Source organism: Streptomyces sp. NPDC058279 (assembly GCF_042881255.1).
In the GTDB taxonomy this organism is placed as follows: Bacteria; Actinomycetota; Actinomycetes; order Streptomycetales; family Streptomycetaceae; genus Streptomyces.
On record NZ_JBHVYA010000033.1, the window covers coordinates 1 to 16820 of the forward strand.

A 16820-nucleotide genomic window follows, 5' to 3' on the forward strand; every position below is an offset into this window, starting at 1 on the left:
CGAATTATGCGGCTGCGAACGTGTTCTTGGACGGGTTGGCGCAGCATCGTCGGGCTGCGGGTCTGCCCGCGACTTCCCTGGCCTGGGGCCTGTGGGCGGAGGCCGGCGGCATGGCGGGCGAGCTGGCTGCCGAGGACGTGTCGAGGTTGGGCCGTGGTGGTGTGGCCGCCTTGTCCGCGGAGGAGGGTGTGGCTCTGTTCGATGCCGTGTCGGTGTCCGGGCAGGCGTTGTTCGTGCCGGTCAAGTTGGACCTTGCGGCGCTGCGGGCGCAGGCGGCCGGTGGTGGGATGCTCCCGCCGCTGCTGAGCGGACTCGTCCGTACCCCCACCCGCCGCACCGCTCGCGGTACGTCGGCCTCGGGAGGCGCACTTGCCCGGCACTTGGCGGGGCTGGCGGAGCACGAACGGCTCGCTGCCGTCCTGGACATGGTCCGGGTCCAGGTGGCCGCGGTGCTCGGCTTCACCGGGCCCGAAGCGGTCGACCCGGCCCGGTCGTTCAACGAGGTCGGCTTCGACTCGCTGACCGCCGTCGAGCTGCGCAACAGGCTCGGCGCCGCCACCGGCGTACGCCTTCCCGCAACGCTCGTCTTCGACTACCCGACGCCCGCCACGCTGGCCGACCACCTGCACGCCGAGCTGCTCGGCCTCCACGACGAGGTGGCCGCTCCCGCCACCGCGGCGGCCCGGGACGACGAACCCATCGCGATCGTCGCCATGGCCTGCCGCTTCCCCGGCGGCGTACGGTCGCCCGAGGACCTGTGGAGCCTGGTGCTGGAGGGCCGGGACGCCATCACGGACATGCCCGACGACCGTGGCTGGGATGTCGAAGGGCTCTTCGACCCCGACCCCGACAGGCCGGGCACCAGCTACAGCCGCGCGGGCGGTTTCCTGCACGACGCCCACCACTTCGACCCGACCTTCTTCGGGATCTCACCGCGCGAGGCCCTCGCCACCGACCCGCAGCAGCGACTGCTCCTGGAGACCACCTGGGAGGCGTTCGAGCGGGCGGGCATCGACCCGGCGTCCGTGCGCGGCAGCCGGACCGGAGTCTTCGCCGGTGTCATGTACAACGACTACGGCACACTGCTGCACCGTGCACCCGAGGGCCTTGAGGGCTACATGGGCACCTCCAGCTCGGGCAGCGTCGCGTCCGGCCGCGTCTCGTACACGTTCGGCCTGGAGGGCCCGGCGGTCACCGTCGACACGGCCTGCTCGTCCTCACTGGTCACCCTGCACCTCGCGGTCCAGGCGCTCCGCAACGGCGAGTGCGACCTCGCGCTGGCCGGCGGTGTCACCGTGATGGCCACGCCCGGTACGTTCGTCGCGTTCAGCCGTCAGCGCGGGCTCGCGAGCGACGGCCGCTGCAAGCCGTTCGCCGCCGCGGCCGACGGTACGGCGTGGGGCGAGGGCGTCGGCATGTTGCTGGTGGAGCGGTTGTCTGACGCCCGCCGGAACGGCCACCAGGTCCTGGCGATCGTGCGTGGCTCGGCGGTCAACCAGGACGGTGCGAGCAACGGTCTGACCGCGCCGAACGGCCCTTCCCAGCAGCGGGTGATCCGTGCCGCGCTGGCGAGTGCGGGCTTGTCGGCCACGGATGTGGACGTGGTGGAGGCGCACGGTACGGGGACGACGCTGGGTGATCCGATCGAGGCGCAGGCGCTGTTGGCCACGTACGGGCAGGACCGGCCCGGGGACCGGCCGTTGCTGTTGGGTTCGATCAAGTCGAACATGGGTCACACGCAGGCGGCGGCGGGTGTCGCGGGCATCATCAAGATGGTGCAGGCGATGCGGCACGGGGTGGTTCCCAAGACGCTGCACGTCGACGAGCCGTCCCCGCACGTGGACTGGTCGGCCGGTGACATCGACCTGCTGACGGAACAGCGCGCGTGGCCCGAGACGGGCCGCCCGCGCCGGGCGGCCGTATCGTCCTTCGGTATCGGCGGGACGAACGCCCACACCATCATCGAGCAGGCCCCCGACGCGGAGGGCCGGTCGGCTTCCGGCGGTCCCGCCGTGTCGTCGTACGTGCTGCCGTACGTGCTGTCGGCGAAGTCTGCGGAGGCGCTGCGCGGTCAGGCCGCGCGGCTGCGCACCCGTCTGGTGGACGCGCCGCAGACGGTTCCGGCCGATGTCGCCTACTCGCTGGCCACCAAGCGGGTCGGGTTCGACCACCGTGCGGTGGTCGTGGCCGGTGACCGGGAGGAGCTGCTGCGGGGCCTTGCCGCCCTGGAATCGGAGGGCGGTACGGCCGCCGGGCTGGTCCGGGGAGCGAGGACCGCCGGGAAGCTGGCGTTCCTGTTCACCGGGCAGGGCAGCCAGCGGCCGGGCATGGGCCGTGAGCTGTACGACACCTATCCGGTGTTCGCGGAGGCGCTGGACGCCGTCTGCGCGCGGCTCGAACTGCCCCTGAAGGAGGTGTTGTTCGGGTCGGACGGTGACCTGCTGGACCGTACGGAGTACACCCAGCCCGCGCTGTTCGCCCTCGAAGTGGCGCTGTTCCGGCTGGTGGAGTCCTGGGGTCTGAAGCCCGACTTCCTGGCAGGGCACTCGATCGGCGAGATCACGGCCGCGCATGTGGCCGGAGTGTTCTCCCTGGAGGACGCGTGCACCCTGGTCGCCGCACGCGGGCGCCTGATGCAGGCGCTGCCGTCCGGTGGCGTGATGATCGCGGTGCAGGCTTCCGAGGACGAGGTCCTGCCGCTGCTGACGGACCGGGTCAGCATCGCGGCGATCAACGGGCCGCAGTCGGTCGTGATCGCGGGCGATGTGCACGCCGTGATGGAGATCGCGGCCGGGTTCGCGGTCCAGGGACGCAAGACGAAGCAGCTCGTGGTGAGCCACGCGTTCCACTCGCCGCACATGGACGGCATGCTCGCCGACTTCCGCAAGGTGGCCGAGAGCCTGTCCTACGCCTCCCCGCGCATCCCGGTGGTCTCGAACCTGACCGGCGCGCTGGTCACGGACGAGATGGGTTCGGCCGATTTCTGGGTCCGGCACGTCCGCGAGGCGGTCCGCTTCCTCGACGGCGTACGCACCCTCGAAGCCGCCGGGGTCACCACGTACCTCGAACTGGGCCCCGACGGGACGCTGTCCGCGCTCGCCCAGGAGTGCCTGACCGGCGACGCGGACGCGAGCACCTTCGCACCGGCCCTCCGCAAGGGCCGCCCCGAGGCCGAAACCGTCACCACCGCCCTCGCGCACGCCCACGCCCACGGCATCCCGGTCGACTGGGAGACCTACTTCGCCGGCACCGGTGCCCGGCCGGTCGACCTGCCCACGTACGCCTTCCAGCAGGAGCGTTACTGGATCGACGTGCCCGTCGCCCCGGTCGGAGACGTGGCCTCCGCCGGGCTCGTCGCGGCCGAGCACCCGCTGCTGGGCGCGGCGGTCGAGCTGCCCGACTCCGAGGGGCTGCTGTTCACCGGGCGGCTGTCGCTCCAGTCGCACCCCTGGCTGGCCGACCACGCGGTGGCCGGCACGGTGCTGCTGCCCGGTACCGCCTTCGTGGAGCTGGCGCTGCACGCCGGGCACCGGGTGGGTGGTGGCGTACTCGAAGAGCTGACGCTGGAGGCGCCGCTGGTGCTGCCCGAGCGCGGCGCGCTCCAGCTCCGGCTGTCCGTGGCCGCTCCGGACGGGACCGGGCGCCGCTCGTTGCACGTGCACGCGCGACCCGAGGACCTGGGCGGCGACGAGGACGGCCACGGCGCGGATGTGTCGTGGACACGGCATGCGAGCGGTGTGCTCGCGGCGCCGGGCGCATCCACGGGCGCGGACGTCCCCGGCCTGGAGACCTGGCCCCCGGCGGGTGCCGAACCGCTCGGGGCGGAGGACCTGTACGACCGGTTCGCGGCCGGCGGCTTCGCGTACGGCCCGGCGTTCCGCAACCTGCGGGCGGCCTGGCGGCTCGGCGACGAACTGTTCGCCGAGCTGGCCCTGCCCGAAGGCCCCAGGGCGCAGGCCGGCGACTTCGGTGTGCACCCCGCACTGCTGGACGCGGGCCTGCACGGCATCGCGCTCGGTCCCTTCCTCACCCCCGCGCCCACCTCCGCACCGACGGAAGGCGCCGACGGCGAAGGGGATGACGGTGCCCGCATCCGGCTCCCGTTCTCCTTCAGCGGGGTCACCCTGCACTCGGTCGGCGCGGGCTCCCTCCGGGTGCGGCTCGCCCCGGCGGAGTCCGGGTCCGTGTCCCTCGCGGCCTACGACGAGCAGGGCGCCCCGGTGCTGTCGGTGGAGTCGCTGCTGTTGCGGGCGCTCGACCCCGCGCGGCTGCGGTCGGTGGCGCGACCGGTGTTCCACGAGTCGCTCTTCCGGCTCGAATGGCCGGCGCTGCCCACCAGCCCGTCTGCCGAACAGGGACGTTGGGCGGTCGTCGGCAACGACACGCTCGGCCTGGAAGCCGTGCTGCGGGACGCGGGCGTCCCCGTCGACGGGTACGCGGACCTGTCCGCCCTCGGCGGTGTCGTGGCCTCGGGCAAGCCGCTGCCGGACACCGTGCTGGTCGCGTACGCCGCGTCCGGCGCCGAACGTGACGCGGCCACCCGGGAGACGTCCGGTTCGGAGACGACGGCCGACGACACCCGCCGGGTGACCCACGACGCCCTGCGCCTCGTCCAGGACTGGCTGGCCGACGAGTCGCTGGCCGGAGCCCGGCTGGCCGTCGTCACCCGTGGCGCGGTCGAGGCACGGCCGGGGGAGGGCGTCCCCGACCTGGCGCACGCACCGGTGTGGGGCCTGCTGCGGTCGGCGCAGTCCGAGAACCCCGGGCGGTTCGTGCTCGTCGACCTCGACCTCGACCTCGACCGCGACGGCGACGGCGACCTCGACCTCGACCGCGACGGCGACCTCGACCACGACGGTGTGGACGCACGCGACCGTACGGTCGTGGGCGACGCGGGCACCGGCCCGACGGCGGCCCTCGCGTCCCTGCTGGCCGCCGCCATGGCGAGCGGGGAACCTCAACTAGCCGTCCGCGACGGCGTCCTGCACGCCGCCCGGCTGGCCCGCGTGCCCGCCCGGCCCGTTCACGACGCACCCGGCGCCCTGCCGGAGGAGGCGGACGCCCCCGGTCCGGACATGCCGGCCGGCCGGGCACCCGCGCTCGACCCCGAGGGAACCGTCCTCGTCACCGGCGGCACCGGAGCGCTCGGCAGCCTGCTGGCCCGGCACCTGGTGGTCCGGCACGGGGTACGGCACCTGCTCCTGACCAGCCGGCGCGGCCCCGACGCCGAGGGCGCCCCGGAACTGGTCGCCGCACTGGCCGAGCTGGGCGCCGAGGCGACCGTCGCCGCGTGCGACGCGTCCGACCGCGAGGCGCTCGCCGCGCTGCTGGCGGGCGTTCCGGCCGCGCACCCGCTCACCGCGGTCGTGCACACCGCGGGCCGTGTCGACGACGGACTCCTACCGTCGCTGACTCCGGAGCGGCTCGACACGGTGCTGCGCCCCAAGGCCGACGCCGCGCTGCACCTGCACGAGCTGACGCGCGGGGCGGACCTCGCCGCGTTCGTCCTGTTCTCCTCGGCGGCCGGCACCCTCGGCAACCCGGGACAGGCCAACTACGCCGCCGCCAACGCGTTCCTCGACGCGTTGGCCCAACACCGGCGCGCGGCGGGGCTGCCCGCGGTGTCGGTTGCCTGGGGGCTGTGGGAGCAACGCAGCGCGATGACCGGTGAACTCACCGACGCCGACGTCCAGCGGATGGCACGGGCCGGGCTGGCCCCCCTCTCCTCCGACGAGGGCCTGGCCCTCTTCGACACGGCGTGTTCCCTCGCGGAAACCGGTTCCGCCGGCCCGGTGGCCCCCGGCGCCCCCGCCGGCGACGGGTCCGCGGGCGCCTCCGGCGCCGGGGTGCTCGTGGCGATGCGGCTGGACACCGCGCCCCTCCGTGCCCAGGCGGACGCGGGAGCCCTCCCGGCCGTCTTCCGGGGCCTGGTCCGCGGTGTTCCGCGCCGCGCGGCCGCACACCGGGCGGCGGACCCGGCGTCGTCCGAGGCCGCGCGGCGGCTCGCCGGGCTGTCCGCCCTGACCGAGGCCGAACAGGAGCGGGTGCTGCTCGACGTCGTACGGGCGCAGGTGGCCGCCGTACTGGCCTATCCGTCCCCGGACGCGGTGGGGGAGACCCAGGAGTTCCTTGAACTGGGTCTGGACTCCCTGACCGCCGTGGAGCTGCGCAACCGGCTCAACGCGGCGACCGGCCTGCGACTGCCCGCGACCCTGCTGTTCGACCACCCCAGCCCCGTCCTGGTGGCCGCCCGGCTGCGTGCCGAACTCGCCGGGACCCCGGACGCGGCGGAGGCCGGTGACACGGCACCGGGTGACGGGGAAGGCTCCGGAGTCTTCGGCTCGATGCTCAGGGAGGCAGGGGCCCAGGGTGCGTCCGGGACGTTCATGGAGCTGCTGATGCAGGCATCGCGGTTCCGGCCGTCGTTCGCCTCGTCCGCCGAGCTGCGCAAGGCTCCGAGCCTGGTACGCCTGTCGCGCGGGGACACCCTCCCCGGGCTGGTCTGTTTCTCCTCGATCCTGTCGATCTCGGGCCCGCACCAGTACGCGCGCTTCGCCTCCGGGTTCCGGGGCCGGCGGGACGTCCACGCGCTGGGCGCGCCCGGGTTCCTCCGGGGCGAGCAACTGCCCTCGACCACCGACGCGGTGATCGAGGCCCAGGCGGAGGCCGTGCTGCGGCACGCGGACGGCGCGCCGTTCGTCCTGCTCGGTCATTCGTCGGGCGGCATGCTCGCCCACGCGGTGGCCGGCAAACTGGAGGGCGCGGGGGTCTTCCCCCGGGCGGTGGTGATGCTCGACATCTACTCGCACGACGACGACGCGATCATCGGCATCCAGCCGGGCCTCTCCGAGGGCATGGACGAGCGGCAGGACACGTACGTGCCGGTCGACGACAGCCGGTTGCTCGCGATGGGCGCGTACTTCAGGCTCTTCGGCGGGTGGAAGCCGACGGCCGTGAAGACCCCAACCCTGCTGGTGCGGGCGGGGGAGCGGTTCTTCGACTGGTCCAGGGCGGCGGACGGCGACTGGCGTTCGTACTGGGACCTGGAGCACACGGCCGTGGACGTCCCGGGCAACCACTTCACCATGATGGAGGAGCACGCTCCGACGACGGCCCGGGCCGTGGAGGAGTGGCTGGACGCCACGCGCTGAGCCCCGACGGGCAGGCGGCGCACGCGACGGACAGGGCCGGGCCCCACCGAAAGGTGGGGCCCGGCCCTGTCGCCGTACCGTTATGCCGCGGCACCGTCTTCTTCGCCGCACCGCCTTCGCCGTGCGGGCCGGGCGGTCACCCGTCCCGCCCGCACGGCGAACCTGTCAGGCACGCCGTTCCCGTTCCCGTTCCCGGGAACGCTTCTTGGGCAGGCCCACGGTCCGGACCTCGAAGGTGTCCTTGGTGAGGTCCAGACGGTGGAAGAGGTTGTCCGGCCCGGTCACGCACACCGTGCCCACGCCGAGGTCCTTGAGGCTCTCCACCACGCTCGGCCAGTGGATCGGCCGGTCGAAGGTGTCGAGCATCATCGTGCGCATCCCGGTGGCGTCCCGGACGACCGTGCCGTCCTGGTCGGCGACCACGGGCATGGCGGGGTCGGCCAGTTCGTACGCGCCGAACACCTCCTCCTCGGCCTTGTGCCGCAGCGCCGAGAAGGCGGCCGCGTGCACGGGCGGCCGCATGGAGTACATGGAATAGCCCCCCGCCGCGCTGATGCCCGCCTTCAGCCCGTCGAGCTCCTTCTCCCGCACGGACAGCATGTGGAAACCCGCGTCGAGCCGCCCGGAGACGTCGTACCAGGCGCCCCGGTCGTCGAAGCCGGCGAGGATCTCGTCCAGGCGCTCCTGCGGGGTACGGACGAAGGAATGGGTGACGACGTCCTCGTACGCGCCCGAGAAGTACTCCTCCTCGCAGCGGGCGAGGTCCGCGGTGAGCCGGACGACGTCCGCGAAGGGCAGCGAACCGACGAAGGCGGCGGCGGCCTTCTGGCCGAAGCTCGGTCCGGTGCAGACGGTGGGGGAGAGGCCCAGGGTGTCCACGGCCCGGTCCGCCATCGCCATGGAATTGACCAGGAAGGCGATCTGGGAATGGACGGAGTAGTCCTCCTCGGAGGTCCGGAACCGGTCGAACACCGAGTACCCGAGGGCCTCGTCGGCCTCCGCGAGCCGCTTGCGCGCGTACGGGTCGAGGAGGAGGAACTTGCCGACCTCGGCGAACGACGAGGGGCCCATGCCCGGGAAGACGATCGCGGTTCCGCTCCGGTCACCGCCGGCCGCCCCCGCCGCGTCGCCCGGTCCGCCCGGTGCGGCCGGTGTGCCCGGTGCCCCCGGTACGGCGGGGCCGGCGTGATCGGTTCGCCCGGCGCCATCGGTCGGGAGGATCCGCTCGGAATGATTCATGGTCCGTGTGTGCCTTTGCTTCCGGTATCGCACCGGCAGTCGCCTGCCGGCCTCATCGACGGGAAAGGGCCCCGCACCCGGCCGGGCGCGGGGCGCCGGGCCGGGTACGAGGCCGGGAGGGACGAAGTCCGAAGGGACGGGAAGGGGAACGGGGAAGGCGAGGGGCCCGGGGTCAGTCCTGCGCCCTGCGGTGGAACCCCTTGATGCCGATCAGCCCGAAGAGCAGGATCGCCCCGCCCAGCGCCGGCAGGTCGACCCACAGCGGGATCGAGCCCGGACCGCCGGGCGGCAGCAGCAGGGCGCGGATGCCCTCGCTGACGTAGGTCAGCGGGTTCAGGGCGCACAGGATCTGGAACCAGCGGATGTCGGCCAGCCCGTGCCAGGGGAACTGGGTGCACCCGGTGAACATCAGCGGGGTCAGCGTCACCGCGAAGATGACGCTGATGTGCCGCGGAGGGGCCAGCGTGCCGATGGTCAGGCCCACCGTGCTGCCCGCCAGCGCGCCCAGCAGCAGCACGGCCAGCGTGGACGGGAAACGGTCCATCGGCCAGGACACGTCGTCCAGGAGCAGGAAGCCGACCGGGATCATCACCAGCGAGGCGATGATGCCGCGCAGCGTGCCGAAGACCAGCTTCTCGACGGCCACCAGGCTGGTCGGGATCGGCGCGAGGAGCCGGTCCTCGATCTCCTTGGTCCAGGAGAAGTCGATGACCAGCGGCAGTGCCGTGTTCTGGAGGCTGACCAGGAAGCTGTTGAGGGCCACCACGCCGGGCAGCAGGACGTCCTGGAACCCTCCGCTGGTGTAGCCGAGTTCACCGAGGACCTTGCCGAAGACGAACAGGATGAAGAACGGTTCCACGAGCACCTGGGCCAGGAACGGACCCAGCTCGCGGCCGGTGACGAAGACGTCCCGCCACAGGATGAAGAAGAACGTACGGAGCGCCGTGCGCACATCGGTGCGCGCCGGCTTCAGCTCGGCGGGGAAGCCGGCGACGGGGTCGGGTGCGGTGGTGGCCGTCATCGCAGCTCCCGGCCGGTGAGCTCGATGAAGACGTCCTCCAGTGTGGCGGTGCCGACACTCATGTCCTTGATGTCACAACTCGCTTCCGTCAGGGCCGTGACGACGACCGGCAGCACCGCTCCGGACGGTACGTCACTGTAGATGCGCAGCCGTACGGGCGCGGGGGCGCCGTCGTGCTCCTCGGCGTCGTCCTGGCGCACCGTTTCGACGCGCTCCACCGCCTCGATCTTCTCCAGCACCCGGACGACGGCGTCCCGCCCCTCGTCCGCGCCGGTGGGGCGCGTCCGGTCCACCGGGGGCGCCGGCTGCACGGTGAGGGTCAGGGCGGTGCTGCTCAGGCTCCGCATGAGGGCCTGCGGGGTGTCGAGGGCGAGCAGGCGGCCGTGGTCGACGATGCCGACCCGGTCGCAGAGCTTGGCGGCCTCGTCCATGTCATGGGTGGTCAGCACGGTGGTCACACCGCGTTTGCTCAGCTCGGCCACGCGTTCGTGGATGAACCGCCGCGCCTGCGGGTCGAGTCCGGTGGCCGGTTCGTCGAGGAAGAGCACCTGGGGCCGGTGCATCAGTGCCCGGGCGATCATCACCCGCTGCGCCTGCCCGCCGGACAGCTCGTCCCCGCGGGCCTTGCCGCGGGCGGCGAGGCCCACCCAGTCCAGGCACTCGTCGGCGAGGCGGCGCCGCTCGGACCGGCTCATGCCGTGGTAGCCGGCGTGGAAGAGCAGGTTCTGGCGGAGGGTGAGGGACCGGTCGAGGTTGTTGCGCTGCGGTACGACGGCGAAGGCCCGGCGCGCCTGCGCCGGGTGGGCCACGACGTCGACGCCCTGGACGAACGCGCGCCCCGCGGTGGGGGCCACGCGTGTGGTGAGGATGCCGATGGTCGTCGTCTTGCCCGCTCCGTTGGGACCGAGGAATCCGAAGACCTCCCCCCGGCGGACGGAGAAGCTCAAGCCGTCCACCGCCGGTCGGTCGCGGCCACGGTACTTCTTGACCAGTCCGTCGACCACGACGGCACAATCCACGGGTGGTTCAATAGTCATTTACGCCTGCGAATCAAGCGGGACGCGACAACGGCGGCCCGGGAAATTCGCACAGGAAAGTCGCGTGACCGGCCGCGCGTGGAGCGCCGATTGAATAGGACACAGAAGTGGTGCGGACCCTGTCTAGCACGCACGCTGGTGTCCCCGTGCAACTGACCTGGGAAGCTAGGGGGAATGAGGTGATGTTAGGGGGAGCTAGGGGTTTTCGGGGTGCTCGGGCGTGGATTCGTCCGGGGCATTCCGCACCCCTATCCAAAACGTTCGGGGTCGGCGAGTGTTGCGGCTTCGCCGAATATCCTCCTAGCATCAACGTGTGATCGCGCCGAATTATTCTGTGCAAAAGGAAGCGTCGGCGGGTCGAGTGTCCGCGGGCCCCGCAGTGGATCCCGGAACGCTGCGGTGGATGGTGATCGGCGCGACCGGCACGCTCGGTGCCGAGGTGGCCGCCCAGCTCATGGCCCACGGCGCCGACCCGGTACGGACCGGGAGGGCCGATCTCGACCTCACCGACCCGGCGGCGGTCGCCGCGGCCGTCGCCGCCGGCGGCCCGGACGTCGTCGTCAACTGCGCCGCCTGGACCGCCGTCGACCCGGCCGAGACCGAAGAGGCCGCCGCCCTGGAGGTCAACGGCACGGGACCGGGGCACCTCGCCCGTGCCTGCGCCGCGAGCGGCAGCAGACTGCTGCACGTCTCCACCGACTACGTCTTCGGCGGTACGCCGGCCCACCCCGGCCGGCCCTGGGCCGAGGACGCCGCACCCGACCCCGGCACCGCGTACGGGCGCACCAAGCTGGCCGGCGAGCGCGCCGTCCTGGCCGCCCTGCCGGACGCGGCGGCCGTGGTGCGCACCTCCTGGCTGTACGGGCGGTCCGGCGGCGGCTTCGTGCACACCATGGCCCGGCTCGCCCGGGAACCCGGACGGACGGTGGACGTGGTCGACGACCAGCACGGGCAGCCCAGTTGGTCACCCGACGTGGCGGCCCGCCTCATCGCGCTCGGCACGCTGCCCGCCGGCCGTGCCCGGGGCGTCTTCCACGCCACCGGTGCGGGCGGCACCACGTGGTACCACCTGGCCCGGGAGGTGTTCCGGCTGACCGGCCAGGACCCCGACCGGGTGCGGCCCATGGACAGCTCACGGCTGGAGCGGGCGGCGATACGGCCCGCGTGGAGCGTCCTGGGCCACGACCGGTGGGCCGACGTGGGCCTCGGCCCGATGCGCCACTGGCGGACGGCCCTCACCGAGGCCCTCACGGGCGCGCCCCACCCCGAAGACGCTGACTCCGGACACCGAAAGGCGGTCGAAGGGTGATACCCCTGTCCATAGAAGGGGCCTGGCTGTACGAGCCGCGGCTCCACGGTGACGAACGCGGTGTCTTCCTGGAGGCGTTCCAGGTCGACGCCTTCCGGCGCGCCACCGGCCGGCGCCTCGAACTGGCCCAGGTCAACTGCTCGGTCTCCCGCCGCGGCGTGATCCGCGGCGTCCACTTCGCCGATCTGCCGCCCGGCCAGGCCAAGTACGTCACCTGCGTACGCGGCGCCGTACGCGACGTGATCGTCGACCTCCGCCGGGGATCCCCCACCTACCGGCAGTGGGAGGCCGTCGAACTCGACGACCGGGACCGCCGGGCCGTGTTCCTCTCCGAGGGACTCGGCCACGCCTTCCAGGCCGCCACCGACGACGCCACCGTCGTCTACCTCACCACCTCGGGCTACAGCCCGGGCCGTGAGCACGGCGTCGACCCACTCGACCCCGAGCTGGGCATCGCCTGGCTCCCCGGCACCCAACCGCTGCTGTCCCCGAAGGACGCCGCGGCCCCCACCATCGCGGCGGCCGAGGCCCAGGGGTTGCTGCCCGCGTACGAGGACTGCGTGCGGTACGTGTCCTCGCTCGCCCCACCACTCAGCGAGGAGACCCCGTGAAGGCGCTCGTCCTGTCGGGAGGGTCCGGCACCCGCCTGCGCCCCCTGACCCACACCTCGGCGAAGCAACTCGTGCCGGTGGCCAACAAACCCATCCTCTTCTACGCCCTCGAAGGGATAGCCGACGCGGGCGTCACCGACGTCGGCATCATCGTCGGCGACACGGCCGAAGAGATCCGGGCCGCCGTCGGCGACGGTTCGCGCTTCGGCATCAGCGTCACCTACATCCCCCAGCACCAGCCGCTCGGCCTGGCCCACGCCGTGCGCATCGCCCGGGACTGGCTCGGCGACGACGACTTCGTCATGTACCTGGGCGACAATTTCCTGCTCGGCGGGATCAGCGCGCAGCTGGAGGACTTCCGCACCCGCAGACCGGCGGCGCAGATCATGCTGACCCAGGTCCCCGACCCGTCCGCCTTCGGTGTCGTCACCCTGGACGAGGCGGGCCGGGTCACCGGCCTGGAGGAGAAGCCGGAGTTCCCCAAGAGCGACCTGGCCCTGGTCGGCGTGTACTTCTTCACGGCCGCCGTGCACGACGCCGTGGCCGCCATCCGCCCCTCGGCGCGCGGCGAGCTGGAGATCACCGACGCCCTCCAGTGGCTGCTCGACCAGGGCTTCGACATCGCCTCCTCCACCGTCAACGGCTACTGGAAGGACACCGGGAACGCCGCCGACATGCTGGAGGTCAACCGGTCGGTGCTCGACGGCCTGACCCCCTACTGCGCCGGCTCCGTCGACGACGCGAGCGAGCTGGTCGGCCGGGTCGTCGTCGAGGAGGGCGCGGTCGTCATCCGCTCCCGGATCGTCGGCCCCGTCGTCATCGGCCGCGGTGCCCGCGTCGAGGGCTCCTACATCGGCCCGTTCACGTCCGTCGCGGACGACTGCGCCGTCATCGACAGCGAGATCGAGTACTCCATCATCCTGGCCGGCGCGGCCATCGACGGCGTCCGCCGCATCGAGGCGTCCATGATCGGCCGACAGGCCCGGGTCACCCCCGCGCCCCGCACACCCCAGGCCCATCGCCTGATCCTCGGCGACCACAGCAAGGTGCAGATCCGTTCATGAAACTCCTGATCACGGGAGCGGCCGGCTTCATCGGCTCCCACCTCGTACGCACCGTCCTCGGCCCGGACAAGCCGCTGGGCGACGACGTCCGCGTCACCGTCCTGGACGCGCTCACCTACGCGGGCAACCGCGCCGCGCTCGCACCCGTCGAGGACGAGCCGGGATTCGACTTCGTGCACGGCGACATCACCGATGCCCCGCTGGTCGACCGACTGGTGGCGGCCCACGACGCCGTGGTGCACCTGGCGGCCGAGTCGCACGTCGACCGCTCGATAGAACGGGCCGACGCCTTCGTCCGCACCAACGTGCTCGGCACCCACACCCTGCTGGAGGCCGCGCTGCGGCACGGCACCGGGCCGTTCCTCCACGTGTCGACCGACGAGGTGTACGGGTCGGTCCCGGTGGGCTCCTCGGTCGAGACCGACCCGCTCGCCCCCAACTCGCCCTACGCCGCCTCCAAGGCGTCCAGCGACCTGCTGGCCCTGTCCTACCACCGCACCCACGGCCTCGACGTACGGGTGACCCGGTGCTCCAACAACTTCGGCCCCTACCAGTACCCGGAGAAGGTGATCCCGCTCTTCGTCACCCGGCTCCTCACCGGCGCCGCCGTCCCCCTCTACGGGGACGGCGGCAACGTCCGCGACTGGCTGCACGTCGACGACCACTGCCGTGCCCTGCTGGCCGTCCTGACCGGCGGCCGGCCGGGGGAGACGTACAACATCGGCGGCGGCACCGAACTCACCAACAAGGAGCTGACCGGGCTGCTCCTGGACGCCTGCGACGCCGGATGGGACCGGGTCGAGCACGTCGCCGACCGCAAGGGCCACGACCGCCGCTACAGCGTCGACTGGACCAAGATCCGCACCGAGCTGGGCTACACCCCCGTGCACGACTTCCGCGAGGGCCTGGCCGAGACCGTCGCCTGGTACAGGGCCAACCGCCCGTTCTGGGCAGCGTCCGAGGCGGAGCTCCAGGGCGCATGACATGCGAGTGCAGCCGGCACTCCACCAGGGAGACCACCCCCGACGACGTCAGCCTGATCCAGATCCGTCAGCCGGCGGTCCCGAGCAGCTACCGCATGATCTGCTTCCCCGGCTCGCGGAACTCGTCGGCGTGCTACCTCGCGATGTCGGAGCTGCTGCTGCCCACCGTGGAACTGCTCATCATCCAGTACCCGGCCCACACCTCCGAGGAGGAGCACACCCCGGAGGAGGACGCGGCGCTCGCCGACAAGATCTTCGACGCCGTGCGCGGCTGGGCCGACCGCCCGCTGGCCCTCTTCGGCCACCGCCTCGGCAGCCGGCTCGCCTACGAGGTCGCCCAGCGGCTGGAGCGGGAGACCGACGCGGCGCCCCTCACCCTGTTCGTCTCCGGGTGTACGGGGCCGGGACACCGCGGCAGCATCGGGCCGCCCGCGGTCGACTGCCGTGTCGTCGCCCTGGCGGCGTGCCACGACCCGCGCGCCCCGCTGGCGGGGGTGAAGGCGTGGCGGCGCTGCACGTCGGGCCGGTTCGACCTGGAGGTCTTCCCCGGCACCCGCGGGTACCTCGACTCGCACCGCCGCGAGGTCGTCAACCTCGTGCACGACCAACTGATCTCGCTCCATGGACCGGACCCCGACTGAGCACCCCCGGGCCCCGTCGGTACGGCACCGGGCAGGGGGGTGCAGGGGCGGGACAGGGGTACCCCCGCCCCCTCCCGCTGCCTAGCGTGCCGTATGGAGAACCGCGTCCATCCACGGGGCGGGACCGACCGAATCTCCCCATCTCTTGTGAAGCTCGCGAATCCCGCGATCCACCCCCTGAACGGGCCCGGACACGCCTCGGCACGGCACATCCCACGGCCGGCTCCGGTCACGTTCGGCCCAGAGGAAGGACAGTGTGCGACCGATGACCGCGAAAATCTTCGCAACCGACTCGGTGCGACCCGTCGAGGAGTTCGAGCAGGACGCCCTCCGCATCGCCGACGTGATCCGTGAACGCGGAGTCGGCCTCGGCGACCGGGTCATGCTGAAGGCCGGCAACTCGGCCGGCTACGTCTGCGTGCTGTACGCGCTGATGCACGTCGGCGCCTCGATCGTCCTCGTCGACCAGCAGGAACACGTCGAGGAGACCCGCCGCATCGCCCTGAAGACCGGCGTCAAGGTCACCTTCGTGGACGACGAGACCCCCATCGACCAGGACGCCGACCCGATCCACCTGTACGAGCTGATGGTCGCCACCGCCGGCCGCAGACCGGTCGACGGCACCCTGTCGTTCGACGCCTGGGGCGAGCTGCCGGACGGCCTCATCATGTGGACCTCCGGTTCCACCGGCTCCCCGAAGGGCGTGGTGAAGTCCGGCGGCAAGTTCCTCGCCAACCTGCGGCGCAACGCCCACCAGGTCGGCCACCGTCCCGACGACGTGCTGATGCCGCTGCTGCCGTTCGCCCACCAGTACGGGCTGTCCATGGTGCTCATCGCCTGGCTCACCCGCTGCTCCCTGGTGATCGCCCCCTACCGCCGTCTCGACCGCGCGCTGCGCATGGCCGGTGACTCGGGCACCACCGTCATCGACGCCACGCCCGCCAGCTACCGCAGCATCCTCGGCCTCATCTCCCGCAGGCCGTCGCTGCGTAACCACCTGGCCGCCACCCGGATGTTCTGCGTCGGCGCGGCCCCGCTCGACGCGCCGCTGGTGGAGAGCTACGTCCAGGAGTTCGGCCTGCCGCTGTTGGACAGCTACGGCTCCACGGAACTGAACAACATCTCCTTCGCCACCCTCGACAACCCGGTCTCCTGCGGCCGGGCCATGGACGGCATCCGGTTGCGGATCGTCGACGAGGACGGCCGCGAGGTCCCGGCGGGGCAGGTGGGCGAGATCGAGGTCGACACCCCCGACGCCCTGGAAGGGCAGATAGCCGACGACGGTTCGGTCGTGGCCGCCCCCAAGGGCTGGTACGCCACCGGCGACCTGGGCCACCTCGACGCGGACGGCAACCTCTTCGTCCTGGGACGCAAGTTCGCCGTCCACCGGATGGGCTACACGCTCTACCCGGAGCTCATCGAGCGGAAGGTGGCGGCCGAGGGCTGTCCCACCCGGATCGTGCCCGTACCGGACACGCTCCGCGGCTCCCAACTCGTGTTCTTCGTCGAGGACGAGCAGCAGCGGGACGCCGCCCACTGGCGGGAGCGGCTGTGCGCGCTGCTGCCCGCCTTCGAACAGCCCAACCGGGTCGTCGTGCTGGAGCGGTTCCCGCTCAACCGCAACGGCAAGCCGGACAAGAAGGAGTTGACGCGGATGGCCACCGCGTAGCCACCGTCCGGCCCGTATGCCGATGGCGCCCCCACCCGCGGGTGCTCGTCCTCGCGCAGCGGTCCGCCGTCTCGGCTGATTCCGGCGCGCAGCCA

General features: G+C 72.4%; 10 protein-coding genes. 7 read left to right on the forward strand and 3 right to left on the reverse strand.

Annotated elements, in window-relative coordinates:
• A partial coding sequence (locus ACFVXJ_RS30635) for an SDR family NAD(P)-dependent oxidoreductase (protein ID WP_389666657.1) occupies positions 1-7151 on the forward strand: 7151 nt, incomplete at its 5' end.
• A 165-nt stretch (positions 7152-7316) separates the two neighbouring features.
• Here the strand turns inward: ACFVXJ_RS30635 and ACFVXJ_RS30640 are convergent.
• From ACFVXJ_RS30640 to ACFVXJ_RS30650, 3 genes are all read right to left on the reverse strand, one after another.
• The gene (locus tag ACFVXJ_RS30640) at positions 7317-8390 is read right to left on the reverse strand and encodes an ACP S-malonyltransferase (RefSeq protein WP_389666659.1); all 1074 of its coding nucleotides are present in this window, start codon (positions 8388-8390) and stop codon (positions 7317-7319) included.
• A gap of 172 nt (positions 8391-8562) precedes the next feature.
• Positions 8563-9411 carry an ABC transporter permease gene (locus tag ACFVXJ_RS30645; RefSeq protein ID WP_389666661.1) on the reverse strand — a complete coding sequence of 283 codons (849 nt, stop codon included), beginning with the start codon at positions 9409-9411 and terminating at the stop codon, positions 8563-8565.
• The gene (locus ACFVXJ_RS30650; protein ID WP_389666663.1) at positions 9408-10415 is read right to left on the reverse strand and encodes an ABC transporter ATP-binding protein; all 1008 of its coding nucleotides are present in this window, start codon (positions 10413-10415) and stop codon (positions 9408-9410) included. The genes ACFVXJ_RS30645 and ACFVXJ_RS30650 overlap by 4 nt, the downstream gene beginning before the upstream one ends.
• 436 nt (positions 10416-10851) lie before the next feature.
• Between ACFVXJ_RS30650 and rfbD the strand changes: the two genes are divergently transcribed.
• The 6 genes from rfbD (at position 10852) to ACFVXJ_RS30680 (ending at position 16725) form a co-directional block, all read left to right on the forward strand.
• Complete coding sequence (gene rfbD / locus ACFVXJ_RS30655) at positions 10852-11757, forward strand: dTDP-4-dehydrorhamnose reductase (protein ID WP_389666665.1); 906 nt, start codon at positions 10852-10854, stop codon at positions 11755-11757.
• Entirely contained in the window at positions 11754-12368 is a 615-nt protein-coding gene (locus ACFVXJ_RS30660) for a dTDP-4-dehydrorhamnose 3,5-epimerase family protein (RefSeq protein ID WP_389666666.1), read from the forward strand. The genes rfbD and ACFVXJ_RS30660 overlap by 4 nt, the downstream gene beginning before the upstream one ends.
• Positions 12365-13432: a glucose-1-phosphate thymidylyltransferase gene (locus tag ACFVXJ_RS30665; protein WP_389666668.1), complete on the forward strand. Its 1068-nt coding sequence runs from the start codon at positions 12365-12367 to the stop codon at positions 13430-13432. The genes ACFVXJ_RS30660 and ACFVXJ_RS30665 overlap by 4 nt, the downstream gene beginning before the upstream one ends.
• The gene (gene rfbB / locus ACFVXJ_RS30670; protein WP_389666670.1) at positions 13429-14415 is read left to right on the forward strand and encodes a dTDP-glucose 4,6-dehydratase; all 987 of its coding nucleotides are present in this window, start codon (positions 13429-13431) and stop codon (positions 14413-14415) included. Before ACFVXJ_RS30665 ends, rfbB begins: the two co-directional genes overlap by 4 nt.
• Complete coding sequence (locus ACFVXJ_RS30675; RefSeq protein WP_389666672.1) at positions 14412-15056, forward strand: thioesterase II family protein; 645 nt, start codon at positions 14412-14414, stop codon at positions 15054-15056. The genes rfbB and ACFVXJ_RS30675 overlap by 4 nt, the downstream gene beginning before the upstream one ends.
• A gap of 265 nt (positions 15057-15321) precedes the next feature.
• Positions 15322-16725 (forward strand): class I adenylate-forming enzyme family protein, encoded by a 1404-nt coding sequence (locus tag ACFVXJ_RS30680; RefSeq protein ID WP_389666673.1) that lies wholly within the window; start codon positions 15322-15324, stop codon positions 16723-16725.
• The last annotated feature ends 95 nt before the right edge of the window (positions 16726-16820 follow it).

Bases quoted from the DNA above. Each gene is read 5' to 3' on its own strand.
- ACFVXJ_RS30640 (WP_389666659.1), bottom strand. From the start codon at position 8,390: ATGAATCATTCCGAGCGGATCCTCCCGACCGATGGCGCCGGGCGAACC.
- ACFVXJ_RS30645 (WP_389666661.1), bottom strand. From the start codon at position 9,411: ATGACGGCCACCACCGCACCCGACCCCGTCGCCGGCTTCCCCGCCGAG.
- rfbD (WP_389666665.1), top strand. From the start codon at position 10,852: ATGGTGATCGGCGCGACCGGCACGCTCGGTGCCGAGGTGGCCGCCCAG.
- rfbB (WP_389666670.1), top strand. From the start codon at position 13,429: ATGAAACTCCTGATCACGGGAGCGGCCGGCTTCATCGGCTCCCACCTC.
- ACFVXJ_RS30675 (WP_389666672.1), top strand. From the start codon at position 14,412: ATGACATGCGAGTGCAGCCGGCACTCCACCAGGGAGACCACCCCCGAC.
- ACFVXJ_RS30680 (WP_389666673.1), top strand. From the start codon at position 15,322: ATGACCGCGAAAATCTTCGCAACCGACTCGGTGCGACCCGTCGAGGAG.